Source organism: Streptomyces sp. NPDC026206 (assembly GCF_040638465.1).
Lineage (GTDB): Bacteria > Actinomycetota > Actinomycetes > Streptomycetales > Streptomycetaceae > Streptomyces.
Window position 1 is genome coordinate 557671 of the sequence record NZ_JBEZYL010000002.1, and the last position, 23907, is coordinate 581577.

The window sequence follows — 23907 nt, forward strand, 5'->3', positions numbered from 1 at the left end:
CATCATGACTGACGCACCTTTCGCCCTGCCGCCCCACTGGCCCACGACGGAGGCGGAAGCGGCCGCCGTCCAGGACGAGTTGCGGGGCCGGGTGGTGCTGGACGAGCCGGGCCCGCCGCCCGGCGGGCCCCTGGTCGTCGTCGGTGTGGACGTCGCCTACGACGACGAGCGCGACGTCGTCGCGGCGGCCGCCGTCGCGCTGGACGCGGTCACCCTCGACGTCGTCGAGGAGGCCACGGCGACCGGCCGGGTCTCCTTCCCGTACGTGCCCGGCCTGCTCGCCTTCCGCGAGATCCCTACCGTGCTGGCCGCCCTGGACCGCCTCGCCGTCACCCCCGGCCTGATCGTCTGCGACGGCTACGGGCTCGCCCACCCGCGCCGCTTCGGCCTGGCCGCCCACCTCGGCGTGCTGACGGGCCTGCCCACCATCGGCGTCGCCAAGAACCCCTTCACCTTCCGCCACGACCCCCCCGGCCCCCACCGCGGCGACACCTCCCCGCTGCTGGACGGCGAGGAGGAGGTGGGCCGCGCCCTGCGCACCCAGGAAGACGTCAAACCGGTCTTCGTCTCGGTCGGCCACCGGGTGAGCCTGGGCCACGCGTGCGCCCACACCTTGCGGTTGTCCCCCCGCTACCGCCTCCCGGAGACCACGCGCGCGGCCGACTCGCTGTGCCGGCGCGCGCTGCGGGACGGCTGAGAGCCCGTGCGCCGCGAGGGGATTGCGCGCGTCCGGCGCGGGCAGCTTTCCCCGGGACGCGCCGCCGCGGCCGAAGGCGGCCGAGGCGGACCCGGCGGCGCGGCGACAGACGAGAGGCGGGCACACGATGCACGACGAACCGGGCCTGGAAGCGCGGGCGGGCAGCATCACGGCGTGGATCAGCTCGCCCACCGAGAAGGACATCGGAAAGTTCCTCTCCTGCTTCACCGAGGACGCGGTCGACGAGGACGTGACGACCGGGCGCGTGCTGCGCGGGCACACGGAGCTCGCCGAGGAGTTCAGCTCGTGGGTGGGTGCGGTGCCCGACTTCGTCAAGAAGGAGCGCAGCCGTCTGGTGAGCGGGGACCGGGCCTCGGTGGAGTGGGCCGTCAGCGGGACGCTGCGCCGCGCCCACGGAAAGCTGGACTTCCCCCAGGCCATGGGAAGGTCCTTCGCCTACTCGGGTGCCGCCGTCCTGGAGTTCGCCTCTGATGGCCGCATCCGCCTGGTACGGACCTACTGGGACCTGACCCGCCTGCTCAGCCAGCTCGGCCTGCTGTCGCCGGACGCGGTCGGCAGGACGACGGCCTGAGGCGGTCCGAGTCCATGCCGCTGCCCGTGCCGCTGCCCCTGCCGCCGCCTGTGCCATGGGCCGGTGTCGTGCCCCCGCTGTGTACTCCGCTCACCCCCGCCGGGGACGTCGACACCCACTCCCTCGCCGTACACGTCGAGCGCCTGCTCGCGGCCGGGGTGAGCGCCGTCTTCGCGCTCGGCACCAGCGGCGAGGGCGCCCACCTGAGCGATGCTCAGCGCCGCACCGTGCTGAGCCGCACCGTCGGGACCGTCGCCGGCCGGGTGCCCGTGCTGGCCGGCGTCATCGACATGACCACCGCGCGCGTCCTCGACCACGCCCACGCCGCCGCCGGGCTCGGCGCGGACGCACTCGTCGCCACCGCCCCCTTCTACACCGGCACCCACCCCGCCGAGGTCGCCGGCCACTACCGCCGCCTGCGGGCCGCCGTCGACCTGCCGCTGATCGCCTACGACATCCCCTCCGCCGTCCACACCAAGCTCACCGCGCCGACGCTCCTGGAACTCGCCTCGGACGGGACCCTGGCCGGCCTCAAGGACAGCAGCGGCGACCTCGGCGCCCTGCGCCGTCTGCTCGTCGCCCTGCGCGCCCGCGGACTCGACCGCACCTTCGCCGTGCTGACCGGCTCCGAACTGACCGTCGACGCGGCCCTGCTGGCCGGGGCGCACGGAGTGGTGCCGGGCCTGGGCAATGTGGACCCGGCCGGCTACGTACGGCTGTACGGGCACGCCCGCGCCGGCCGCTGGGCCGAGGCGGCCGCCGAACAGGACCGGCTCGCGGCGCTGTTCGCCCTGGTGGACGCGGGTGATACGGCCGGGATGAGCGGCAGCGCGGCCGCCCTGGGCGGCTTCAAGGCGGCGCTGCATCTGCTGGGCGTCATCGCCTGCCCCGCGACGGCGGCGCCGCAGCCGGCGTTGTCGGCGGAGGCGGTGGCGGAGGTACGGCGACTGCTGGCGGAGGCCGGGCTGCTGTAAGCCGGGGCGGAGCCCCAGTTACGGGAAGGGGCGGGATCGGGGAACATCTACCTCACCACCCCCCAGCTACCCGGAGGTACCCCATGTCCCGCAAGAAGGTGCGTGAATTCGCCCTCTCCCTCCCCGGCGCCGTCGAAGAGTTCCCCTGGGGCGACGGCGGCGTCGTCAAGGTCAACAAGAAGATCTTCGTCTTCCTCGGCGAGGAGGGAAACACCGAAGCTCCCGGCATCTCCGTCAAACTCAAGGACGAGGAGGCCCACGGCCACGCCCTCGCCGTCCCCGGCGCCGCCCCCACCGGCTACGGACTGGGCAGGTCCGGCTGGGTGACGATCCCTCTGGACGCGGACGGCGCGCCCGCCGCACTGCTGTGCGACTGGGTCGAGGAGAGCTACCGCACCATCGCCCCCAAGCGGCTCATCGCCGAACTCGACGCGGGCTGACGGACCGCAGGAGCAGGCAGGGGGCTTGTGGACGGTGGAACACGTTCTTAACATCGCGAGTGTTACAGCAGTTATGTCATAAGACGACGGACGTGGGGGCCGCATGGCAGGCGCAGGGAACGGTCCGCTCACCGGAGTGCGGGTGCTGGAGCTCGCGGGGATCGGGCCGGGCCCGTTCGCCGCGATGCTGCTCGGCGACCTCGGCGCCGACGTGGTCCGCGTCGACCGCCCCGGCGGCCCGGGGCTGCACATCGACCCCGCGTACGACGTCACCAACCGCAACAAGCGCTCGGTCATGGTCGACCTCAAGGCACAGGACGGCCCGGCCACCGTGCTCGGCCTGGCCGCCCGGGCCGACATCCTGATCGAGGGCTACCGCCCCGGCGTCGCCGAGCGCCTCGGCGTCGGCCCCCGCGAGGCCCTCGCCCGCAACCCCGCGCTCGTCTACGGACGGATGACCGGCTGGGGGCAGGACGGCCCCCTCGCCCCCACCGCCGGGCACGACATCGGCTACATCGCCGTCACCGGCGCCCTCGGCATGACCGGCCCCGCCGACGGCCCGCCCTGCGCCCCGGCCAACCTCCTCGGCGACTACGCCGGCGGCTCCCTCTACCTCGTCATCGGCGTCCTCGCCGCCCTCCAGCACGCCCGCAGCTCCGGCACCGGCCAGGTCGTCGACGCCGCCATCGTCGACGGCACCGCCCACCTCACCGCGATGCTGCACGGCATGATGGCGGCCGGCGGCTGGCAGGACCGGCGCGCGGCCAACCTCCTCGACGGGGGCGCACCCTTCTACGGCACCTACGAGACCTCCGACGGCGGCCACATGGCGGTCGGCGCCCTGGAGCCCCGCTTCTACGCCGAGTTCACCAGGCTGCTCGGCATCGGGGAGACCGCGCCGGCCCGGCACGACCCCGCCCGCTGGGGCGAGCTGCGCACCGTCATCGCCGGGCGCTTCCGGCAACGTACCCGCGCCGAGTGGACCGAGGTGTTCGAGGGCTCGGACGCGTGCGTGGCGCCGGTGCTGTCACTGCGTGAGGCCCCCGGGCATCCGCACCTCGCCGCGCGCGGCACCTTCACCGATCACGACGGCGTCACCCAGCCCGCCCCCGCCCCGCGCTTCTCCGCCACTCCCGCCTCGCTGTGCCGCCCGCCCGCGCGGCCCGGCGCGGACACCGCCGAGGTGGCGCGCGACTGGGGCGTCCCCGGACTCGTACAGGCAGCGCCCCGGAAAGGCAGCGAGAACTCATGAAGCGTCAGGTCTTCACCGCCGACCACGAAGCCTTCCGCGCGACCGTCCGCACCTTCCTGGACAAGGAGGTGACCCCCCACCACGAGCGCTGGGAGAAGGACGGCATCGTCTCCCGGGAGGCCTGGCTGGCGGCCGGCCGCCAGGGGCTGCTCGGGCTCGCGGTGCCCGAGGAGTACGGCGGCGGGGGCAACGCGGACTTCCGCTACAGCGCCGTGCTCACCGAGGAGTTCACCCGCGCCGGGGCCTCCGGGCTCGCGGTCGGGCTGCACAACGACATCATCGGCCCGTACCTGACCTCGCTCGCCACCGACGAGCAGAAGCGCCGGTGGCTGCCCGGCTTCTGCACCGGTGAGACGATCACCGCCATCGCCATGACCGAGCCCGGCGCGGGCTCCGACCTGCAGGGCATCCGCACCGCCGCCGAGGACCGCGGCGACCACTGGCTGCTCAACGGCTCCAAGACCTTCATCTCCAACGGCATCCTCGCCGATCTGGTCGTCGTCGTGGCGAGGACGACGCCGCAGGGCGGAGCCAAGGGGCTGAGCCTGCTCGTGGTGGAGCGGGGCACGCCGGGCTTCGAGCGCGGCCGCAACCTCGACAAGGTCGGGCAGAAGGCCCAGGACACCGCGGAGTTGTTCTTCGACGACGTACGCGTCCCCAAGGAGAACCTCCTGGGCGAGCGCGACGGTGCGTTCGTCCATCTGATGAACAACCTCCCCCAGGAGCGGCTGAGCATCGCCGTCGCCGCGATCGCCGGGGCGGAGTACCTGCTGGAGATCACCACGCGGTACGTCAAGGAGCGCGAGGCCTTCGGCCGGCCACTGGCCGGGCTCCAGCACGTCCGCTTCGAGATCGCCGAGATGGCCACCGAGTGCGCCGTCACCCGTGCCTTCCTCGACCGCTGCATCACCGACCACGACCGGGGCGAGCTCGACGCCGTGCACGCCTCGATGGCCAAGTGGTGGGCGACCGAGCTGCAGAAGCGCGTCGCCGACCGGTGCCTGCAACTGCACGGTGGATACGGCTACATGAGCGAATACCGGGTCGCCAAAGCCTTCACCGACGGCCGGATCCAGACGATCTACGGTGGCACGACCGAGATCATGAAGGAGATCATCGGCCGCTCCCTGCTGTCCTGACCCCGCCCTCTCAGACCTCGGAAAGGCTTTCGACCTTGAGCACCGAAGCGTACGTATACGACGCGATCCGCACCCCGCGCGGGCGCGGCAAGGCCAATGGCGCACTGCACGGCACCAAGCCCATCGACCTCGTCGTCGGCCTCATCCACGAACTCCGGCGGCGCTTCCCGGACCTGGACCCGGCCGCGATCGACGACATCGTCCTCGGCGTCGTCAGCCCCGTCGGGGACCAGGGCTCCGACATCGCCCGCATCGCCGCCATCGCCGCGGGGCTGCCCGACACCGTGGCGGGCGTCCAGGAGAACCGGTTCTGCGCGTCGGGCCTGGAGGCCGTCAACCTCGCGGCGGCCAAGGTCCGCTCCGGCTGGGAGGACCTCGTCCTCGCCGGTGGCGTGGAGTCGATGTCCCGGGTGCCGATGGCCTCCGACGGGGGCGCCTGGTTCGCCGACCCGATGACGAACTCCGACGTCAACTTCGTGCCCCAGGGCATCGGCGCCGACCTGATCGCCACGCTGGAGGGGTTCTCCCGGCTCGGCGTCGACACCTTCGCCGCCCGCTCGCAGGAACTGGCCGCGGCCGCGTGGAAGGACGGCCGCTTCGACCGCTCCGTCGTGCCCGTACGCGACCGCAACGGCCTCGTCGTCCTCGACCGCGACGAGCACATCCGCCCCGGCACCACCGCCGAGACGCTCGCTGCCCTCAAGCCCTCCTTCGCTGCCATCGGTGAGCAGGGCGGCTTCGACGCCGTGGCGCTGCAGCAGTACCACTGGGTCGAGAAGATCGACCACGTCCACCACGCCGGCAACTCCTCCGGCATCGTCGACGGCGCCGCCCTCGTCGCCATCGGCAACCGCGAGGTCGGCGAGCGCCACGGGATGCGCCCCCGGGCCCGCGTCGTCGCCGGCGCCGTCTCCGGCTCCGACCCCACGATCATGCTCACCGGGCCGGCCCCCGCCACGCGCAAGGCGCTCGCCAAGGCCGGGCTGGGCATCGGTGACATCGACGTGATCGAGATCAACGAGGCCTTCGCGGCCGTGGTGCTGCGCTTCGCCAAGGACATGGGGATCGGGTTGGACCGGATCAACGTCAACGGCGGGGCGATCGCGATGGGGCACCCGCTGGGGGCGACCGGGGCGATGCTGCTCGGGACGGTCGTCGACGAGCTGGAGCGGCGGGACGGCCGGTACGGGCTGGTCACGCTGTGCGTGGGGGGTGGCATGGGGGTCGCCACGATCGTCGAGCGCGTGTAGTTGTTCCCCTCCCCGCCCAACCCTTATGGAGAGCAGCAGATGAGCAAGCCCACCACCATCCGCTACGAGCGCGGCGACGACGGTGTCGTCACCCTCGTCCTCGACGACCCCCGGCAGTCCGCCAACACCATGAACGACGCCTTCAAGGCGTCCCTCACCGCGGTCGCCGACCGATTGGAGGAGGAGCGTCGAGCAGATCCGGAGTCCGTGCGCGGCATCATCGTCACCTCCGCCAAGAAGACGTTCTTCGCGGGCGGTGACCTGCGCGAGCTGATCGCCGCCACTCCCGCCGACGCCGAACGCGTCTTTGAAGCGGGTATGACGGTCAAGCGTGACCTGCGCCGCATCGAGACCCTCGGCGTGCCCGTGGTGGCGGCCATCAACGGCGCGGCACTCGGCGGCGGTTACGAGATCGCCCTGGCCTGTCACCACCGGGTGGCCCTGGACGCGCCCGGCTCGAAGATCGGCCTGCCCGAGGTGACCCTCGGCCTGCTGCCCGGAGGCGGTGGCGTCACCCGCAGCGTACGGCTCCTCGGCATCGCGGACGCGCTGCTGAAGGTGCTGCTGCAGGGCACCCAGTACGACCCCCGCCGTGCCCTGGAGGCCGGGCTCGTGCACGAGGTGGCGGCCGATGCCCACGAGCTGACCGCCAAGGCCCGCGCGTTCATCGACGCGCACCCGAGCTCTCAGCAGCCGTGGGACGCCAAGGGGTACCGGATTCCCGGCGGCACCCCGGCGAGCCCGCGCTTCGCCGCCGACCTGCCGGCCTTCCCGGCCACGCTGAAGAAGCGGACCGGCGGCGCCCCCTACCCGGCGCCCCGCAACATCCTGGCGGCCGCCGTCGAGGGCTCCCAGGTCGACTTCGAGACCGCGCAGGTCATCGAGGCCCGCTACTTCACGGAGCTGGTCACGGGGCAGACCGCCAAGAACATGATCCAGGCGTTCTTCTTCGACCTGCAGGCCGTCAACTCCGGCGCCAACCGCCCCCAGGGCATCGAGCCCCGCACCGTGCGCAAGGTCGCGGTCCTCGGCGCGGGCATGATGGGCGCGGGCATCGCCTACTCCTGCGCGCGGGCCGGCATCGAGGTCGTCCTCAAGGACGTCTCGGTGGAGAGCGCCCGCAAGGGCAAGGCCTACTCCGCGGGCCTGCTCGCCAAGGCGCTGGCCAAGGGCCGTACGACGGAGAAGAAGCGCGACGAGCTCCTCGCCCGCATCACTGCGACCGCCGACGTCGCCGACCTGGCGGGCTGTGACGCCGTCATCGAGGCCGTCTTCGAGGACCCGGCGCTCAAGCGCAAGGTCTTCCAGGAGGTCCAGCACGTCGTCGAGCCCGACGCGCTGCTGTGCTCCAACACCTCCACCCTGCCCATCACGCAGCTGGCCGAGGGTGTCGAGCGGGCGTCCGGCTTCGTCGGGCTGCACTTCTTCTCTCCCGTCGACAAGATGCCGCTGGTGGAGATCATCAAGGGGGAGCGGACGGGCGACGAGGCCCTGGCCCGCGCCTTCGACCTGGTCCGGCAGCTGCGCAAGACCCCCGTCGTGGTCAACGACTCGCGCGGCTTCTTCACCTCGCGCGTCATCGGCCGGTTCATCAACGAGGGCGTGGCGATGATCGGCGAGGGCGTCCCCGCCGCCTCCGTCGAGCAGGCCGCCGCCCAGGCCGGCTACCCCGCCAAGGTGCTCTCCCTGATGGACGAGCTGACCCTCACCCTGCCGCGCAGGATCCGCGAGGAGAGCAGGCGCGCGGTGGAGGCGGCCGGCGGCACCTGGGAGCCGCACCCGGCCGACGCGGTCATCGACCGCATGGTGGACGAGTTCGGGCGGACGGGCCGCAGCGGCGGGGCCGGCTTCTACGAGTACACGGACGGCAGGCGGGCCGGCCTCTGGCCGGGGCTGGCCGAGCAGTTCGGCCGGGCGGACGCCGAGATTCCGTTCATCGACATGCAGGAGCGGATGCTCTTCTCGGAGGCGCTGGACACGGTCCGCTGCCTGGAGGAGGGGGTACTGACCTCGGTCGCCGACGCCAACATCGGCTCGGTCCTCGGCATCGGCTTCCCCGGCTGGACCGGCGGTGTGCTGCAGTACATCAACGGCTACGAGGGCGGCCTGCCCGGCTTCGTGGCGCGGGCCCGCGAGCTCCAGGCGGCGTACGGCGACCGGTTCGCGCCGCCCGCGCTGCTGCTGGACAAGGCGGAGAAGGGCGAGACCTTCACCGACTGATCCCGGACGGCCCCGGCGTGCGGGGGCCCGGCCCTCAGCCCCCGTACGTCGCCCTCAGCTCCTCCTTGAGCGACCGCTGGAACGCGGTCACCAGCGCCTGCACCACCAGCGGCTGCATGTGGGCCGACAGCGACTTCATCGCCTCGACCTCCGCCGGGTCGCTCTCCTGCTCCCGGTAGGGCCCCCACACCTCGTCGTGGAACAGGCGCGTCAGCTCCCGGGCCGTCGAACGGGCGTGCTCCAGCAGGACCGCCCGGGCCGCCAGGATCGTCTCCAGCGCGATCGGTACGTCCAGCAGCTGCACCCCCAGCCCCAGCAGGCCCGGGTCCACCCGGAAGGCGTCGGACGTTTCGGCGGCCGCGCCGCGCTCCAGGACGTTCATCGCGGCGAGCCGGTCGATGTCCTCCTCGGTCAAGGACCGGCCGGCCCGCCGCTCCAGCTGTGCGCGCGTGGCGACTTCGGCCTCGTCGGGGGTCCAGGAGGCCACCAGAGCGCGGTGAATGGCCAGGTCGTGCGCGCTCAGGTCGTCCGGGAGGCGCCGTACGTAGCGCTCGATGGCGGCCAGCGTCAGGCCCTGGTGCTGCAGTTCCTCGATCAGGGCCAGCCGCGAGAGGTGGTCCGGCCCGTAGCGGCCCACCCGGCGCGGGCCGATCTCCGGCGGGGGCAGCAGGCCCCGGGTGCCGTAGAAGCGCACCGTGCGGACGGTGACCCCGGCACGGGCGGCCAACTCGTCGACGGTGAGGTGGGTCACCTCGGTGTCCTCGGCGCCTGTGGCCATCGGCGGTGCCTCGCTCTCTGTCACGCCCTTCGGGCCCAACAGTATTGCTGTGCCACCACTGCTGTGCCACCACTGCTGTGAAACCTCGCGAACGGTCCGCGGACACACGGCAGGGCCCGTCGCCGGGTGCGACGGGCCCTGCCGTACGACCGGTCAGTGCCGGTGGGAGCGCTGTGCGTCCTCGATCTTCTTCCACGACTTGGGCTCGGCGGCCTTGCCCGTGAGGGACTTGCTCGCCTTGGCGCCCGTCGCGGCCTTGCCGATGCCGTCCTTGGCGGCGACGGCCGCGCTCGGCTTGGAGTCCGTGAACAGCCAGGTGTCGAAGAGCTTCTGCAGCGGCTTGCCGGAGCTCTTCTCGGCGAACTTCACGAAGTCCTGCACCGAGCCGTTGCCGAACTTGTTCTCGGTCTGCCAGCCCTTGAGGATCGCGAAGAAGGCCTTGTCACCGACCTTGTTGCGCAGGGCCTGCAGGGCGATCGCGCCCCGGTTGTAGACGGCGTTGTGGAACTGGTTGTCCGCGCCCGGGTCGCCCGGCTTGACCTTCCAGAACGCGTTGTCCGCCGGGATACCCGTGTAGATGTAGTCGGCGAGCTCCTGGGCGGTGCCCTCGCCCTCCTTCTCCGACCACAGCCACTGTGCGTACGTGGCGAAGCCCTCGTTGACCCAGATGTCCCGCCAGTCCTTCACCGAGACGTTGTCGCCGAACCACTGGTGGGCGAGCTCGTGCACGATCAGGGAGACGTTCGAGCCGTTCGAGAAGCTGGAGGGGCTGTAGTACGGCCGGGTCTGGGTCTCCAGGGCGTAACCGGTCTTGACGTTGGCCACGTATCCGCCGATGGCGTTGAACGGGTACGGGCCGAAGACGCCGCTCGCCCAGTCGATGACCTCGGCGGAGCGCTCGACGCTGGCCTTGGCCGAGGAGAGGTTGTCGCCGAGGTCCTTGCTGTACGCGTTGAGGACCGGCAGGCCGGTCGACGACTTGCCGGTGATGATGTCGAACTTGCCTATGGCCAGCGTCGTCAGGTAGCTGGCCTGCGGCTTGGTCGAACGCCAGTTGTAGCGCGTCCAGCCCAGCTTCGAGGTCTGCGACTTCAGCTCGCCGTTGCTGACCGTCTGCAGACCGTCCGGCACGGAGACCGAGATGTCGTAGGTCGCCTTGTCGCGCGGGTGGTCGTTGCTGGGGAACCACCAGGCGGCGGCCTCGGGCTCGTTGGCCACCACCGCACCGTCCGGCGTGCGCTGCCAGGCCGAGTAGCCGCCGATCTTCACTGTCGAGGGCACGCCGCTGTAGCGGACGACCACGGTGATCTCCTTGCCCTGCTCCAGGGCGGAGGACGGCGTGATCTCCAGCTCGTGGTCGCCGGACTTGGCGAATGTGGCCTTGTTGCCGTTGACCAGCACCTCGCTGACGTCCAGCGCGAAGTCCAGGTTGAAGCGGGACAGGGCCTGGGTGGTGGTGGCGCTCAGCGTCGCCGTGCCCTCCAGCTTGTCTGTCTTCGGCTGGTACTTCAGCCGCAGGTCGTAGTGGGAGACGTCGTAGCCGCCGTTCCCGGAAGCCGGGTAGTAGGAGTCCCCGGCACCCGGGGCACCCGGCGTGGCGTCGGCAGCCGATGCCGGGATCGCCAGCATCAGGAAGGCGGCGGCCGCGCTCGGAACGATGAGTCTGTGACGCACGAGTCACTCCAACTCGTAGGGGGCGAACGATCAATCGCAGCCTATGTACTCATCACCGTCATGGCCATGTCCATGGTGCGTCCCGACATGTGATCGACATATGCCTGCCATCAATGGGCTCCCGGCCACCCCTGGACCACCGCCGGCCCCTTCCTGCCCAGGAGTTGACCGCGCTACCGTCCGGCAGTGCCCATACGCGCGGGAAACACCCGCATACCCTGGACAAAGCCCGTACTGGCGGCCCTGGCCGCCCTGATGGCCGTGCTTCTCACGGCGCCGGGCGCCGCCCACGCGGCCCCCGTCCCGGACGGCGTGAAAGCGCCGGGCGAGAGCAGACCCGTCTACTCCTACGACCACGCCATCCGTGAGTCCGTATGGGTGGACACCCGCGTCGACGGTGACGGCGACGGCCGCACCGACCGCGTCGCCGTCGACATCATCCGGCCCCGGGAAGCCGCCGAGCAGGGCCGCAAGGTGCCCGTCATCATGGACGCCAGCCCGTACTACTCCTGCTGCGGGCGCGGCAACGAGAGCCAGAAGAAGACCTACGACGCACAGGGGAACCTCGTTCAATTCCCCTTGTACTACGACAATTTCTTCGTGCCGCGCGGCTATGCCGTCGTCCTCGTCGACCTCGCCGGCACCAACCGCTCCGACGGCTGCGTCGACATCGGCGGCCGCTCCGACATCCAGTCCGCCAAAGCCGTCGTCGACTGGCTGGGCGGCCGCGCCCGCGGCTATGCCTCCCGCACCGGCCGCAAGGGTGTCACCGCCGGCTGGACCACCGGCGACGTCGGCATGATCGGTAAGAGCTACGACGGCACCGTCGCCAACGGCGTCGCCGCCACCGGCGTCAAGGGCCTGAAGACCATCGTCCCCATCGGCGCCATCAGCTCCTGGTACGACTACTACTTCGCCCAGGGCGCCGCACTCTTCGGCAGCGGACCCGACGGCCTAGCCGACGGCGTCGAGAGCCCGGAGGCCCGCGGCCGCTGCCAGGCCGTACAGCGCCGGCTCGTCGAAGGAGCACCCCGCAACGGCGACTGGACGGCCCTGTGGAGCGAGCGCGACTACGTCAAGGACGCGGACAAGGTCCGCGCCAGCGTCCTGGCCGTCCACGGCATGCAGGACCTCAACGTCCGCACCAAGCACTTCGGCCAGTGGTGGGACGCACTCGCCGAGCAGGGCGTGGAGCGCAAGGTCTGGCTCTCCCAGACCGGGCACGTCGACCCGTTCGACTTCCGTCGTGACGCCTGGGTGCGCACCCTGCACCGCTGGTTCGACCACTACCTCCTCGGCTACGACAACGGCATCGAGCGCGAACCGATGGCCGACATCGAACGCGCACCCGACCAGTGGTCCACCGACCGCCTCTGGCCGCCGCGCGCCGCACGGCCCACTACGCTGCGCCCGGCCGCCGGCCCGCTGCCCGGCGTCGGCACGCTGGGCACCGAACCCGCCCCGGACGGCGCGACACAGGCCTTCACCGACGACCCCAGGCTGAACGAGAGCGACTGGGCGGCCCGCATCGACGAACCGACACCGTCCAAAGCAGGCTTCACCACCCTCCCGCTGGCACAGGACCTGCGACTGTCCGGCTCGTCGACGGTGCGCCTGACGGTCACCCCGTCCACCACCTCCGCCCATCTGTCGGCCGTCCTCGTCGACCTCGGGCCGGCCGAGATCCGCGACTACACCGCGCGGGGCGAGGGCATCCTCACCCTCGCCGACCGCACGTGCTGGGGCAACGGCACCACCACCGACACCGGTTGCTTCAAACGGACCGAGGCGGACAAGGAGAAGGTCGGCCACACCGTCTTCAGCCGGGGCTGGGCCGACCTCGGCCACTACGCGAACCTCGCCCACGGCGGCCCGCTGACGCCCGGCAGGCCCTACACCGTCACCCTCGACCTGGCCGCCACCGACCACATCGTCCCGGCGGGCCACCGCCTGGCCCTGATCGTCGCCGGCACGGACGCGAACCTGGTCGAACCGGCCTCCACGACCCCGCGTCTGACGGTGGACCTGCGCCGCACCTCGGCGAGCCTCCCGCTCGTCGGCGGGCCCCAGGCCTTCGCCCGCGCCACCGGGGGCGGCCGCTCGCCCGGCCGTACGGACACCCCGCCGCACGGCCTGCGCCCGCCGGCCCCGCTGCACCTTCCCTGAGCGGTGTGGGGCTCCCCCTCCGGGCGGGAGCCCCACGGGCCCTCCTCGGCCCCCTCAGCCCTCCGCCAGGTCCGCGGCCTCCAGCGCACAGCCCCAGGAGACCGTGATGCCCGCCCCGCCGTGGCCGTAGTTGTGCACCACCCGCGTACCGCACGGCAGCCGCTCGGCCTCCAGCCGGACGCGCGGGCGCGCCGGGCGCAGCCCCACGCGGTGCGCGAGGACGCGGGCCTGGCCGAGCCGGGGAAAGACGCGCGAGCAGCGGCCGATGATCGCCTGGGCCGTGCAGGGCGACGGCGTACGGTCCCACACGTGTTCGCCCGCGGTGCCGCCGAGGACGACTCCGTAGGGCTGCGGCAGCACGTACAGCGGGTCCGCCCTGCCGTCGGTGACGACCGTGAACCACTCGTCGATCCCCGGATCCTCGACCACGACCAGCTGGCCCCGCACCGGGTGGACCGAGGGATCGGGAACCAGGTGGCGGGCGCCGAGCCCCGCGCAGTTGACGACCAGCCGGGCCGCCCGGGCCGGCTGGGAGAGCGAGGAGACCGGGCGCACGACGACCGAGCCGCCCGCCGCCGCCAGCCGGCGCTGCAGATAGGCCAGGTGCGTCGCCATGTCCAGCAGGGGAACGCAGGCATGCACCCCACGGTCGTAGCCGCGCGGTAACCGGTCCGCCTGCACCGCCCGCAGCCCCGGCACCCCGGCCGCCCACGCCCCCAGCTCCGCCGGTGCGAGCCCCGCGTGCGTACCACCGACCAGGCGCACGCCGGTCTCCGCGGGACGCCCGGCCAGCCCCGTCATGACCGCCAGCGAGCGCAGCGCCCAGCGGCCGACCGCCTCCCGGGGCTCTATCCGATAGGGCCACCACAGCCCTCCGGCCAACGCGGACGTGGTCTCCGAGGGCGGCGAACACGTCCACACCTCGACCTCGCGACCCCGCTCCGCCAACACGATCGCGCTGGTCAGCCCGGCGACCCCGGCACCGATCACGATCACATCGCTTGCCATGCGCCGACGGTACAGGCGAAAACACCGCCGCCGGGCTCGAAGCGGCACACCGGTGGGAACACCGCGTGCACGGTGGTGGAGTACGCGACGTTCGCGCCGGCGCCGGCGAGCCGCGTGGGCGCCGCGCCGGGCGGTGACGGACACGAAGTTCACCGGGGACGCATGGACTTCGTGATCGACGGCATACCCCTGCTGCTCCGCCTCGCCGGCGCCGGCGCGGTCCACCCGCTCGACGCGGGGCCACCGCCCGCCCGCCCCCACCCCGCAGGTGCGGCCGCTGCTGGCCGGAGGGCGGGCGCCGGCTGACCGGGCTCGGCACGACCGCCGGCGAGGCCCGCGTGGAGGTGGCGTCGCTGTGCCGGGTGTGGGTGACCGGCTGGGTGGGGGGGATGTCTGCGGTGCGGCTGCGCCCGCGGTGCAGGGGGGCCCGCGTGGAGGCGGTGTCGCTGTGCCGGGTGTGGGTGACCGGCTGGGCGGCGGTGCGTCTGCGGTGCGGCTGCGCCCGTGCTGCCGGGGTGCCGCGTGGAGGCGGTGTCGCCGTGCCCGGTGTGGGTGACCGGCTACGCGGCGGGACGCCTGCGGCGCTCCCGCTCCCGCGCGCTCTTCGACGACAGGCCGCCGCGGGCGCGCACCGGATACCGCTCGGCGCACCCCGGCTTCCGTCGTGGCCCGCACCTACGGTGAGGCGCTGGTCACGCGGGTGCCCGCCGGAAGAAATCCGGTTCGGTCCGGCACGGCCCAGCGGCTACAGTCGTGGTCTCATGAGTGCCACCCTCGTCGCCAAGGACCTCGCCGCCGGACACGGCGACCGTACGCTCTTCTCCGGGCTCGACCTCGTCGTCGCGCCCGGCGAGGTCATCGGTCTCGTCGGAGCCAACGGCGCCGGGAAGTCCACTCTGCTGCGCCTGCTCGCCGGTCTCGCCACACCCGACGAGGGCACCCTGCGGCTCAGCCCGCCGACCGCGACCGTCGGCCATCTGCCGCAGGAGCCCGAGCGGCGGGACGGCGAGAGCGTACGGGCCTTCCTCGCCCGCCGCACCGGGGTCACCGCCGCCCAGGCCGCCCTCGACGCCGCCACCCAGGGGCTCGTCGACGGCACACCCGGCGCCGACGACGCCTACGCCGTCGCCCTCGAACGCTGGCTCGACCTCGGCGGCGCCGACCTCGACGAGCGCGCCGAGGAGGTCGTCGGCTCCCTCGGCCTCACCGTCGGCCTGGACCGGCCCATGACCGCCCTCTCCGGCGGCCAGGCCGCACGCGCCGGCCTCGCCTCGCTGCTGCTCAGCCGCTACGACGTCTTCCTCCTCGACGAGCCCACCAACGACCTCGACCTGGACGGCCTGGAGCGGCTGGAGGGCTTCGTCACCGGGCTCCGCGCCGGAACGGTCCTGGTCAGCCACGACCGGGAGTTCCTCGCCCGCACGGTCGACAAGGTCCTCGAACTCGACCTCGCCCAGCAGCAGATCAACCTCTTCGGCGGCGGCTACGGCGCCTACCTGGAGGAGCGGGAGACCGCGCGCCGGCACGCCCGCGAGGCGTACGAGGAGTACGCCGACACCCGCGCCTCGCTGGAGTCCCGCGCCCGCACCCAGCGCAACTGGATGGAGAAGGGCGTCCGCAACGCCCGCCGCAAGGCCACCGACAACGACAAGATCGGCCGCAAGCTGCGTGCCGAGTCGACCGAGAAGCAGGCGGCCAAGGCCCGCCAGACCGAACGCCTGATCGAGCGGCTGGACGTCGTCGACGAGCCCCGCAAGGAGTGGGAGCTGCGGATGGAGATCGCCGCCGCGCCCCGCTCGGGCGCGGTTGTGGCGACCCTGCGCGGCGCGGTGGCCCGGCGCGGCCCCTTCACCCTCGGCCCCGTCGACCTGCAGATCGACTGGGCCGACCGGGTCGCCGTCACGGGCGCCAACGGCTCGGGCAAGTCCACGCTCCTCGCCGCCCTGCTGGGTCGCCTGCCGCTGGACGGGGGCAGCGCCGCGCTGGGGCCGGGCGTGGTCGTGGGCGAGGTGGACCAGGCGCGGGCGCTGTTCTTCGGCAGCGAGGCGCTGCTGGACGCCTTCGCTGCGGCGGTCCCGGAGCTGGCACCGGCGGACGTCCGCACGCTGCTGGCGAAGTTCGGCCTCAAGGCCGCGCACGTGCTGCGCCCGGCTGCGACCCTCTCCCCGGGCGAGCGCACCCGTGCCGCGCTCGCCCTCCTGCAGGCCCGGGGCGTCAACCTGCTCGTCCTCGACGAGCCCACGAACCACCTCGACCTGCCGGCGATCGAGCAGCTGGAGTCGGCGCTCGCCTCGTACGAGGGGACGCTGCTGCTGGTCACGCACGACCGCCGCATGCTCGACGCCGTGGCGACGACGCGCCGCCTTGAGGTGGCCGAAGGCCGCGTGACGGAGCGCTGACGGACGGGCTGCAATGGCAGCCCGTCCGGCGTTCGAGGACAAGAAACGGGAAGGGGCGGGGTGGGGAAAATCCCACCCGGCTACCGGCTACCGGCCCTTCGGGCCGCCCAGCAGACCGGCGCGGCGCAAGGCGTCCGCCATGGCGTCGTTGGCGGGAGCCGCCGCTTCGCGGTTGTCCGCCCGGCGGGGGCGGGGAGTGCCGCCCCGGCGGGGAGCGCCACCGCGCTCACGCGGCGCGGCCGCCGCCTTGGCCGCCGCCTCGTCCTCCAGCCGCAGCGTCAACGAAACCCGCTTACGCGGAATATCGACGTCCATCACCTTCACCCGCACGATGTCACCCGGCTTCACGACATCCCGCGGATCCTTGACGAACGTCTTCGACATCGCCGACACATGCACCAGACCGTCCTGATGGACGCCGATGTCCACAAAGGCGCCGAAGGCCGCGACGTTGGTGACGACGCCCTCCAGCAGCATCCCCGGCGCCAGGTCGCCGATCTTCTCGACGCCCTCCTTGAACGTCGCCGTCCTGAACGCGGGCCGTGGGTCCCGGCCGGGCTTCTCCAGCTCGCGCAGGATGTCCGTGACCGTGGGCAGGCCGAAGGAGTCGTCGACGAAGTCGCCGGGCCGCAGCGAGCGCAGCGTCGCCGTGTCGCCGATGAGGGAGCCGACCGCGCCGCCCGTGGCCCTGGCCATGGCGCGGACCACGGGGTACGCCTCGGGGTGCACGCTGGACGCGTCGAGCGGGTCGTCGCCGCGGATGCGGAGGAAGCCGGCGCACTGCTCGTACGCCTTGGGGCCGAGCCGCGCCACGTCCTTGAGGGCCTTCCTGGACCGGAAGGGACCGTTCGCGTCACGGTGGGTGACGATGTTGTCGGCGAGGCCCGCGCCGATGCCGGAGACGCGGGAGAGCAGGGGCGCGGAGGCGGTGTTGACGTCGACGCCGACGCCGTTGACACAGTCCTCCACGACCGCGTCCAGCGACCGGGACAGCTTCACCTCGGACAGGTCGTGCTGGTACTGGCCGACGCCGATCGACTTGGGATCGATCTTGACGAGCTCGGCGAGCGGGTCCTGCAGGCGCCGCGCGATGGACACCGCGCCGCGCAGCGACACGTCGAGCTCCGGCAGCTCCTGCGAGGCGAAGGCCGAGGCGGAGTAGACCGAGGCACCGGCCTCGGAGACCATCACCTTGGTGAGCCTCAGCTCGGGATGACGGGAGATCAGGTCCGCCGCCAGCTTGTCGGTCTCGCGGGAGGCCGTGCCGTTGCCGATGGCGACGAGCTCCACGCCGTGCTCGCGGGCGAGCCGGGCCAGCGTGGCGAGGGAGGCGTCCCACTTGTTCTGCGGGACGTGCGGGTAGATGGTCTCGGTGGCGGCCACCTTGCCGGTGGCGTCCACCACGGCGACCTTCACACCCGTACGGAAACCGGGGTCGAGCCCCATCGTGGCGCGCGTGCCGGCGGGCGCGGCGAGCAGCAGATCGCGCAGGTTGGCGGCGAAGACACGGACCGCCTCGTCCTCGGCGGCCTGCCGCAGCCGCAGCCGCAGGTCGATGCCGAGGTGGACCAGGACGCGGGTGCGCCAGGCCCAGCGGACGGTGTCGCCCAGCCACTTGTCCGCCGGGCGGCGGTGCTTCCAGGGTTCCGCGATGCCGAAGCGGCGGGCGATCATCTGCTCGTACGAGCTCGGGCCCACGGCGGCCTCGTCCGGTGCCTCCGGCTCCAGGGCGAGGTCGAGGACCTCCTCCTTCTCGCCCCGCAGTATCGCCAGCACCCGGTGCGAGGGCAGCTCGGTGAAGGGCTCGGTGAAGTCGAAGTAGTCGGCGAACTTCGCGCCCGCCTCCTCCTTGCCCTCGCGCACCTTCGCGACCATGCGCCCGCGCGACCACATGCGCTCGCGCAGCTCGCCGATGAGGTCCGCGTCCTCACCGATCCGCTCGGTGAGGACGGCCCGGGCGCCCTCCAGCGCGGCGGCCGCGTCCGCGACGCCCTTGTCCGCGTCCACGAAGGCCGCCGCGGCGGCCGACGGCTCGACGCCGGGGTCGGCGAGCAGCGCGTCGGCCAGCGGCTCCAGCCCGGCCTCCCGCGCGATCTGCGCCTTCGTGCGCCGCTTGGGCTTGAAGGGCAGGTAGATGTCCTCCAGCCGGGCCTTGGAGTCTGCGGCGCGGATCCGCGCCTCCAGCGCCTCGTCCAGCTTGCCCTGCGAGCGCACGGACTCCAGGACGGCCGTGCGCCGCTCCTCCAGCTCCCGCAGATACCGCAGCCGCTCCTCCAGGGCGCGCAGCTGCACGTCGTCGAGCGCCCCGGTCGCCTCCTTGCGGTACCGCGCGACGAACGGCACGGTCGAGCCGCCGTCGAGCAATTCGACGGCCGCCCGCACCTGCCGTTCCCGTACGCCGAGCTCCTCGGCGATCCTGCCTTCGACCGACGTCGACGTCGTCACGATCACGCTCTGCCTTCTTCCGGGATCATTCGAGCCGCGATCTGCATTGTGGCAGGTACCACCGACAGTGACGGCCTTCTACCCCCGCAGGTCCGCCGGGAAGCCGCCGGCTTCCACGATGGCCGTGGTGAACGCCGTCAGCAGCTCGGTGAGGCGCTCGACGCCGGCCGCGCCCAGGTGCTCGTAGGGCGCCGCGTCCAGGACGTCCGTCTCGTCCTCCAGCTCCTCGCGCAGCGTGATGCCGGCCTCCGTCAACGTGCCGTCCGGGCCGAGCAGTCCGCGCTCCACCAGCCGCTCCCTGCCCGCGGTCAGCTCCTCCTCGCTCCACCCCCGCGTGGTGAGCAGCCACTTCACGGACATGCCGCGCCCGGTGACGGAATGGCTGACGAGCGCCTCCACGGGGTCCAGCCCGGTCCGGCTGAGCGCGATGAGGTGCCCGTCGCCGCGGTGCTCGCGCAGCAGCGTCGCCGCGTGCCACAGGGCGAGGTGCGGGGCGTTCGGCACGGGCAGGTCGGCGTGGGCGGCGTAGAGCGGGCGGACGGGGCGCTCGCAGGCCTCCGTGGCGCGCAGCGCCAGCTCGGCGGCCTCGGCCATCTCCTTGGAGGCCACGGCCTCGCCGAGCAGCCGTCGCAGCGTGGCGTCGGCGGCGCGCAGCCGCGCGTCGAGGACCTGCTGCGGCGAGGCGGTGTCCCAGACGTGCGGGACGTGCCGCGCCACCATCTCGTACTTGAAGCTGTGGAACGTCGCCGTGACGGTGCCCGCACCGACCCGGCCGAGGGCCGCGGCCCGGGCGGCGAGGTAGACGGCGTTGTGGTTCTCTATGCCGAGCCCGGCCATCTCGCGGGCGGAGTCGGGGGAGAAGTAGACGACGGAGTGCAGGGGATTGGCGACGTTGTGGCAGCGGCGTCCGGCGCGCGCGGGCAGAGAGCTCATGTCCCGTACGTTACCGACTGGTTGGTACGGACGGGAAGGCGGGTCGTGATGGCAGGAAAGGTGGGGAGCTCGTCATTGCAGCCATCGCCCGGCCGCCGCCAGCATGGAGGGCATGACCTCCCGCCGCACCGTGCTGATCGTCCTCTACGAAGGGGTGCAGAGCCTCGATGTCACCGGCCCGCTCGAGGTCTTCCACAGCGCCGCCGTCCTGACCGGCGACCCCGGCACCTACCGGGTGCGTACCGCGACCGTCGACGGCGGGCCGGTCCGCACCGGCAGCGGACTGCGCCTCGCCCCGGACGGCGCCCTCGGCGACTGCGCCCCGGCGGACATCGTCCTGGTGCCCGGCGGCCACTGCATGGGCGACGTGGACCCCCGGCTGCTGGACTGGCTGCGCAGCAGCGGCACCCGCGCCGGGCGGCTGGTCTCCGTGTGCACGGGCGCGTTCCTGCTCGCCGCGGCGGGGCTGCTCGACGACCGCCGCGCCACCACGCACTGGGCGTACTGCGAGGACTTCGCACAGCGGTTCCCTGCCGTGCGGCTGGACCCCGAGCCCGTCTTCGTCCGCGACGGCGGCATCGCCACCTCGGCCGGCGTCACCGCCGGCATCGACCTCGCGCTCGCCCTGGTCGAGGAGGACCTGGGGCGTCGGACCGCGCTCAGCATCGCCCGCTACCTGGTGGTCTTCCTGCGCCGCCCGGGCAATCAGCGGCAGTTCAGCATCCAGCTCGCCGCCCAGACCGCCGGCCGGCCGCCGCTGCGCGACGTCCAGCACTGGATCGCCGAACACCCGGACGCCGACCTGAGCGTGGAGTCACTCGCATCCCGCGCCAACCTCTCGCCCCGTCACTTCGCGCGGGCCTTCCAGGCGGAGGTGGGCATGCCGCCCGGCCGCTATGTGGAGGGCGTGCGCCTGGAGGCCGCCCGCCGGCTGCTGGAGGACACCGTGCAGGGCGTCGGGGAGGTCTCCCGCGCGTGCGGCTACGGCACACCCGAGGCCATGCGACGCGCCTTCGTCCGCGCCCTGGGCACGGCACCCGCCGAGTACCGGCGCCGCTTCCGTCCCCTGTCGCCTTCCCTGTCCACGACGTCCACGACCACCTCCCTGTCCACGACCACCTCATGAGACGAGGACCGCGCATGAAGACCGCCATCCTGCTCTTTCCCGGCTTCACCACCCTCGACGCCGTCGGCCCCTTCGAGACACTCGCCCGCCTGTCCGGCGCCGAGACGTCCTTCGTCGCCGAGCGGCCCGGCCCCGTACCCAACGACAACGGCCGGCTCACGCTCGTGGCGGAGGCCTCGCTGGACGACGTGCCGCGCCCGGACATCGTCGTCGTGCCGGGCGGCCCCACGGGCAACCTTCCCCTGAAGCCCGGACCCGTGCGGGACTGGCTGAAGGCGGCGGACGAGACGTCCACGTGGACGACGTCCGTGTGCACCGGCTCCCTGATCCTGGGCGCCGCCGGGCTGCTGGAGGGCCGCCGGGCCACGTCGCACTGGCTGTACCTGGACGACCTCGCCGGTTACGGTGCCGACACGACGGGGGAGCGGGTCGTCACCGACGGCAAGTACGTCACGGCCGCCGGGGTCTCCTCCGGCATCGACATGGGGCTCACGCTCGTGGGCCGCATCGAGGGCGACCGGGCCGCCCAGTCCGTACAGCTGATGATCGAGTACGACCCGCAGCCGCCGTACGACGCGGGCTCGCCGGAGAAGGCCCCCGCCGACCTCGTCGCCGAATGGCGCGAGATCCGGGGCAAGGCCTGAAAGGACGGCAGGAACTAACGGGAACCGGCGGGCCGGACCGTCCACGCGAAGCGCGGCTGCCTGCGCTCCAGGAACGCGGTGACCCCCTCCGTGGTGTCCCCGCTCCCGCGCGCCTGCTCCGCCCAGTGCGCAAGGCGCTCCGGCCCCGCCGGCCCGGCCGCGAACTCCTTCGCCGCCGCCTGCGTCAGCTGCGACCGTGAGGCCAGAGTCCGGGCGAACTCCGCGACCCGCTTCTCCAGCGCCTCCTGGGGCCACACCTCGTCCACCAGCCCCGTGCGCAGGGCCCGCTGGGCGTCGATCAGTTCGGCGGAGAAGAGCAGGTACTTGGCCGTCGCCGGACCCACCAGGTCCACCAGCCGCCGGGTGGAGGAGGCCGGGTAGACGATGCCCAGCCTGGCGGGGGTGACCCCGAAGGAGGCGCCCTCCGCCGCGAACCGCAGGTCGCAGGCGGTGGCGAGCTGGCAGCCGCCGCCCACGCAGTAGCCGCGGACGGCGGCGATCGTGGGCTTGGGGAACGCGGCCAGGGCCTCCTCGGCCGCGACCGCCAGGTCCCTGGAGCCCACGCCGTCGTCGGCGCTCAGCGAGGAGATGTCCGCGCCCGCGCAGAAGGTGCCGCCCTCGCCGGTCAGCACCAGCACCCGGACGTCCGGATCGTCCGCACACCGCTCCAGAAGGCCGGGCAGCGCGCGCCACATGTCCGTGGTCATGGCATTGCGCTTGGCGGGGTTGGCGATGCGGACGGTGGCGGTGGCGTCGGCGACGTCCAGATGCAGTGCGGGGTCCATGCGCCGGATGCTAGCCGGGACGCCCCCGCCCCTGACCGGCCCGCCGCTCTGATCATCCCGTCACCTCATCGTTCATTGAAGGGTGAATGGGGGAGCCAGGAACAGTCGTCGAGGCGGCCACGGCACACGTATGCGATCAAAACCCGTCGATAAAGGCTGACTTCTGTTCAGCTCGCCGCGCGGACCTGGAGATTCCCAACACTCGACCTGTGCGGTCGGGCCACGGCGAGGGGTTGGTATCGGACATGGAGATCCTCGGGGGCGTACCGCCCGAGCCCGGCCGGGCGCACCCGCCGCGAAAGCCGGCCGAGTACGACGGGACCTGGCGCTACACCGCACCCGCGCTCGACTGCTCGGTGCCCCGGGCCAGACACGCGGTCCGCGAGCTGATCCGGCGCCGGCACGTACCGCTGCGCGAGGACCTGCTGCACGGACTGCTGCTCATCGTCTCCGAGCTGGTCACCAACGCCGTCCGGCACGCGGCGCTGCTCTCCCCCGAGGTGGCCGTCGAGGTCTCCATCGGCCCCGAGTGGGTGCGGGTGGCCGTCGAGGACAACCACCCCTACCGCCCCAAGGCGCTCGAGGTGTACCCCGAGGAGGAGCCGCGCACCGGCGGCCGGGGCCTGCTGCTCGTGCAGGCCACCGTGGAGGAGGTGGGCGGCCGGTGCGCCGTCGAGCACACCGCGAGTGGCGGCAAGGTGGTCTGGGCCGCCCTGCCGCTGCGCCCGTGCGCTGCCGCTACCAGCCCGCTGCGTCCCCGGTGACCTCGCGGATCGCCGGGCGCGCGGCGTCCAGCACCGTCATGAACCAGGCGGAGAACGTGCCCTTCTCCCGCAGCTCGTCGAGCTCGGCCGGGGTGACGAACGCCGTCTGGGCGATCTCCGCCGGATCCGGGTCGGGCTCGGCGCGCACGGTACCGACGAAGAGGTGGTTGTACTCCTGCTCGACCAGACCCGAGGCCGGGTCGGGGTGGTTGTAGCGCACGGTCCCGGCCTCGCGCATCAGCGCGGGGGCCAGGCCCAGCTCCTCGCCGGTGCGCCGGGCGGCGGCGACGAAGGGCGGCTCGTCCGGGTAGGGGTGGCCGCAGCAGGTGTTCGACCAGACGCCGGGGGAGTGGTACTTCCCCAGGGCCCGGCGCTGCAGCAGCAGCCGGCCGCTGTCGTCGAAGAGGAAGACCGAGAAGGCGCGATGCAGCCGGCCGGGCGCCACATGGGCGGAGAGCTTCTCGGCGGTGCCGGTGGTCCTGCCGTCCTCGTCGACCAGCTCCAGCATGATCGGTTCAGCGGCGTCGGCGGAGGCGGGAACCGCGGTGGCGTCGGTGGAGCGGCCCGTGGCTGATGTGATCGGCATTGACCATCCTCATTGTCTGTCTTCGACCCCCAAGT

Annotated in this window: 21 protein-coding genes; 14 read left to right on the forward strand and 7 right to left on the reverse strand. The window is 72.8% G+C overall.

The genetic code is table 11. From position 1 onward, the window contains the following. Nucleotides 1–4: 4 nt before the first annotated feature. The 8 genes from AB0F13_RS05940 to AB0F13_RS05975 all read left to right on the forward strand — a co-directional run bounded on the left by AB0F13_RS05940 (nucleotide 5) and on the right by AB0F13_RS05975 (nucleotide 8564). Nucleotides 5–697 carry an endonuclease V gene (locus AB0F13_RS05940; RefSeq protein ID WP_362075785.1) on the forward strand — a complete coding sequence of 231 codons (693 nt, stop codon included), beginning with the start codon at nucleotides 5–7 and terminating at the stop codon, nucleotides 695–697. A 127-nt stretch (nucleotides 698–824) separates the two neighbouring features. Beyond that, nucleotides 825–1289, forward strand: coding sequence for a nuclear transport factor 2 family protein (locus AB0F13_RS05945; RefSeq protein ID WP_362075788.1), 465 nt, complete (start codon nucleotides 825–827; stop codon nucleotides 1287–1289). A 14-nt stretch (nucleotides 1290–1303) separates the two neighbouring features. Then, nucleotides 1304–2263 (forward strand): dihydrodipicolinate synthase family protein, encoded by a 960-nt coding sequence (locus AB0F13_RS05950; RefSeq protein ID WP_362075791.1) that lies wholly within the window; start codon nucleotides 1304–1306, stop codon nucleotides 2261–2263. An 83-nt stretch (nucleotides 2264–2346) separates the two neighbouring features. Next, nucleotides 2347–2703, forward strand: coding sequence for an MmcQ/YjbR family DNA-binding protein (locus AB0F13_RS05955; RefSeq protein ID WP_362075794.1), 357 nt, complete (start codon nucleotides 2347–2349; stop codon nucleotides 2701–2703). 103 nt (nucleotides 2704–2806) lie between these two features. Beyond that, on the forward strand, nucleotides 2807–3955 hold the full coding sequence (locus AB0F13_RS05960) for a CaiB/BaiF CoA-transferase family protein (RefSeq protein WP_362075797.1): 1149 nt from the start codon (nucleotides 2807–2809) through the stop codon (nucleotides 3953–3955). Beyond that, nucleotides 3952–5094, forward strand: a complete 1143-nt coding sequence (locus AB0F13_RS05965; RefSeq protein ID WP_362075800.1) for an acyl-CoA dehydrogenase family protein — start codon at nucleotides 3952–3954, stop codon at nucleotides 5092–5094. Before AB0F13_RS05960 ends, AB0F13_RS05965 begins: the two co-directional genes overlap by 4 nt. Before the next feature lie 35 nt (nucleotides 5095–5129). Continuing rightward, complete coding sequence (locus AB0F13_RS05970) at nucleotides 5130–6344, forward strand: acetyl-CoA C-acetyltransferase (protein ID WP_362075803.1); 1215 nt, start codon at nucleotides 5130–5132, stop codon at nucleotides 6342–6344. Nucleotides 6345–6383: 39 nt separating this feature from the next. Then, on the forward strand, nucleotides 6384–8564 hold the full coding sequence (locus AB0F13_RS05975) for a 3-hydroxyacyl-CoA dehydrogenase NAD-binding domain-containing protein (protein WP_362075806.1): 2181 nt from the start codon (nucleotides 6384–6386) through the stop codon (nucleotides 8562–8564). Between the two features lie 34 nt (nucleotides 8565–8598). Here the strand turns inward: AB0F13_RS05975 and AB0F13_RS05980 are convergent, their stop codons facing one another. Together AB0F13_RS05980 and AB0F13_RS05985 are read right to left on the reverse strand one after the other, a co-directional pair. Then, the gene (locus tag AB0F13_RS05980) at nucleotides 8599–9342 is read right to left on the reverse strand and encodes a MerR family transcriptional regulator (RefSeq protein ID WP_362075809.1); all 744 of its coding nucleotides are present in this window, start codon (nucleotides 9340–9342) and stop codon (nucleotides 8599–8601) included. Nucleotides 9343–9495: 153 nt separating this feature from the next. Further along, nucleotides 9496–11016, reverse strand: a complete 1521-nt coding sequence (locus AB0F13_RS05985; RefSeq protein WP_362075811.1) for a M1 family metallopeptidase — start codon at nucleotides 11014–11016, stop codon at nucleotides 9496–9498. Nucleotides 11017–11202: 186 nt separating this feature from the next. Between AB0F13_RS05985 and AB0F13_RS05990 the strand changes: the two genes are divergently transcribed. Continuing rightward, nucleotides 11203–13182: a Xaa-Pro dipeptidyl-peptidase gene (locus AB0F13_RS05990; protein ID WP_362075814.1), complete on the forward strand. Its 1980-nt coding sequence runs from the start codon at nucleotides 11203–11205 to the stop codon at nucleotides 13180–13182. Nucleotides 13183–13236: 54 nt separating this feature from the next. On the opposite strand, the gene AB0F13_RS05995 is transcribed toward AB0F13_RS05990, so the two are convergent. After that, a complete protein-coding gene (locus AB0F13_RS05995) occupies nucleotides 13237–14190 on the reverse strand; it encodes an FAD-dependent oxidoreductase (protein WP_362075817.1) in 954 nt (317 codons plus the stop codon). A 162-nt stretch (nucleotides 14191–14352) separates the two neighbouring features. Between AB0F13_RS05995 and AB0F13_RS06000 the strand changes: the two genes are divergently transcribed. Further along, nucleotides 14353–14496 carry a hypothetical protein gene (locus tag AB0F13_RS06000; protein ID WP_362075820.1) on the forward strand — a complete coding sequence of 48 codons (144 nt, stop codon included), beginning with the start codon at nucleotides 14353–14355 and terminating at the stop codon, nucleotides 14494–14496. Nucleotides 14497–14951: 455 nt separating this feature from the next. Continuing rightward, a complete protein-coding gene (locus AB0F13_RS06005) occupies nucleotides 14952–16589 on the forward strand; it encodes an ABC-F family ATP-binding cassette domain-containing protein (RefSeq protein ID WP_362075823.1) in 1638 nt (545 codons plus the stop codon). 87 nt (nucleotides 16590–16676) lie between these two features. Here AB0F13_RS06005 and AB0F13_RS06010 read toward each other — a convergent pair whose 3' ends face one another. Next, nucleotides 16677–19040 carry a Tex family protein gene (locus AB0F13_RS06010; protein ID WP_362075826.1) on the reverse strand — a complete coding sequence of 788 codons (2364 nt, stop codon included), beginning with the start codon at nucleotides 19038–19040 and terminating at the stop codon, nucleotides 16677–16679. A gap of 72 nt (nucleotides 19041–19112) precedes the next feature. Next, entirely contained in the window at nucleotides 19113–19967 is an 855-nt protein-coding gene (locus tag AB0F13_RS06015) for a hypothetical protein (RefSeq protein ID WP_362075829.1), read from the reverse strand. Nucleotides 19968–20070: 103 nt separating this feature from the next. On the opposite strand from AB0F13_RS06015, the gene AB0F13_RS06020 reads away from it, so the two are divergent. Both AB0F13_RS06020 and AB0F13_RS06025 read left to right on the forward strand, forming a co-directional pair. Continuing rightward, nucleotides 20071–21093 carry a GlxA family transcriptional regulator gene (locus AB0F13_RS06020; RefSeq protein WP_362075832.1) on the forward strand — a complete coding sequence of 341 codons (1023 nt, stop codon included), beginning with the start codon at nucleotides 20071–20073 and terminating at the stop codon, nucleotides 21091–21093. A 14-nt stretch (nucleotides 21094–21107) separates the two neighbouring features. Then, nucleotides 21108–21737, forward strand: a complete 630-nt coding sequence (locus AB0F13_RS06025) for a DJ-1/PfpI family protein (RefSeq protein ID WP_362075835.1) — start codon at nucleotides 21108–21110, stop codon at nucleotides 21735–21737. A 14-nt stretch (nucleotides 21738–21751) separates the two neighbouring features. On the opposite strand, the gene AB0F13_RS06030 is transcribed toward AB0F13_RS06025, so the two are convergent. Continuing rightward, a complete protein-coding gene (locus tag AB0F13_RS06030) occupies nucleotides 21752–22522 on the reverse strand; it encodes an enoyl-CoA hydratase-related protein (RefSeq protein ID WP_362075838.1) in 771 nt (256 codons plus the stop codon). A 245-nt stretch (nucleotides 22523–22767) separates the two neighbouring features. On the opposite strand from AB0F13_RS06030, the gene AB0F13_RS06035 reads away from it, so the two are divergent. Next, on the forward strand, nucleotides 22768–23286 hold the full coding sequence (locus AB0F13_RS06035) for an ATP-binding protein (protein ID WP_362075841.1): 519 nt from the start codon (nucleotides 22768–22770) through the stop codon (nucleotides 23284–23286). On the opposite strand, the gene idi is transcribed toward AB0F13_RS06035, so the two are convergent. Continuing rightward, entirely contained in the window at nucleotides 23261–23872 is a 612-nt protein-coding gene (gene idi / locus AB0F13_RS06040) for an isopentenyl-diphosphate Delta-isomerase (RefSeq protein ID WP_362075844.1), read from the reverse strand. The genes AB0F13_RS06035 and idi overlap by 26 nt on opposite strands. Nucleotides 23873–23907: the final 35 nt, after the last annotated feature.

What these genes read in the sequence shown, in the direction of transcription:
- idi (WP_362075844.1), bottom strand. Translation starts at nt 23,872, where the DNA reads ATGCCGATCACATCAGCCACGGGCCGCTCCACCGACGCCACCGCGGTT.
- AB0F13_RS06030 (WP_362075838.1), bottom strand. Translation starts at nt 22,522, where the DNA reads ATGGACCCCGCACTGCATCTGGACGTCGCCGACGCCACCGCCACCGTC.
- AB0F13_RS05950 (WP_362075791.1), top strand. Translation starts at nt 1,304, where the DNA reads ATGCCGCTGCCCGTGCCGCTGCCCCTGCCGCCGCCTGTGCCATGGGCC.
- AB0F13_RS05940 (WP_362075785.1), top strand. Translation starts at nt 5, where the DNA reads ATGACTGACGCACCTTTCGCCCTGCCGCCCCACTGGCCCACGACGGAG.
- AB0F13_RS06025 (WP_362075835.1), top strand. Translation starts at nt 21,108, where the DNA reads ATGAAGACCGCCATCCTGCTCTTTCCCGGCTTCACCACCCTCGACGCC.
- AB0F13_RS05965 (WP_362075800.1), top strand. Translation starts at nt 3,952, where the DNA reads ATGAAGCGTCAGGTCTTCACCGCCGACCACGAAGCCTTCCGCGCGACC.
- AB0F13_RS06015 (WP_362075829.1), bottom strand. Translation starts at nt 19,967, where the DNA reads ATGAGCTCTCTGCCCGCGCGCGCCGGACGCCGCTGCCACAACGTCGCC.
- AB0F13_RS06035 (WP_362075841.1), top strand. Translation starts at nt 22,768, where the DNA reads ATGGAGATCCTCGGGGGCGTACCGCCCGAGCCCGGCCGGGCGCACCCG.
- AB0F13_RS05960 (WP_362075797.1), top strand. Translation starts at nt 2,807, where the DNA reads ATGGCAGGCGCAGGGAACGGTCCGCTCACCGGAGTGCGGGTGCTGGAG.
- AB0F13_RS05980 (WP_362075809.1), bottom strand. Translation starts at nt 9,342, where the DNA reads ATGGCCACAGGCGCCGAGGACACCGAGGTGACCCACCTCACCGTCGAC.
- AB0F13_RS06005 (WP_362075823.1), top strand. Translation starts at nt 14,952, where the DNA reads ATGAGTGCCACCCTCGTCGCCAAGGACCTCGCCGCCGGACACGGCGAC.
- AB0F13_RS06000 (WP_362075820.1), top strand. Translation starts at nt 14,353, where the DNA reads ATGGACTTCGTGATCGACGGCATACCCCTGCTGCTCCGCCTCGCCGGC.
- AB0F13_RS05975 (WP_362075806.1), top strand. Translation starts at nt 6,384, where the DNA reads ATGAGCAAGCCCACCACCATCCGCTACGAGCGCGGCGACGACGGTGTC.
- AB0F13_RS06020 (WP_362075832.1), top strand. Translation starts at nt 20,071, where the DNA reads ATGGAGGGCATGACCTCCCGCCGCACCGTGCTGATCGTCCTCTACGAA.
- AB0F13_RS05955 (WP_362075794.1), top strand. Translation starts at nt 2,347, where the DNA reads ATGTCCCGCAAGAAGGTGCGTGAATTCGCCCTCTCCCTCCCCGGCGCC.
- AB0F13_RS05995 (WP_362075817.1), bottom strand. Translation starts at nt 14,190, where the DNA reads ATGGCAAGCGATGTGATCGTGATCGGTGCCGGGGTCGCCGGGCTGACC.
- AB0F13_RS05945 (WP_362075788.1), top strand. Translation starts at nt 825, where the DNA reads ATGCACGACGAACCGGGCCTGGAAGCGCGGGCGGGCAGCATCACGGCG.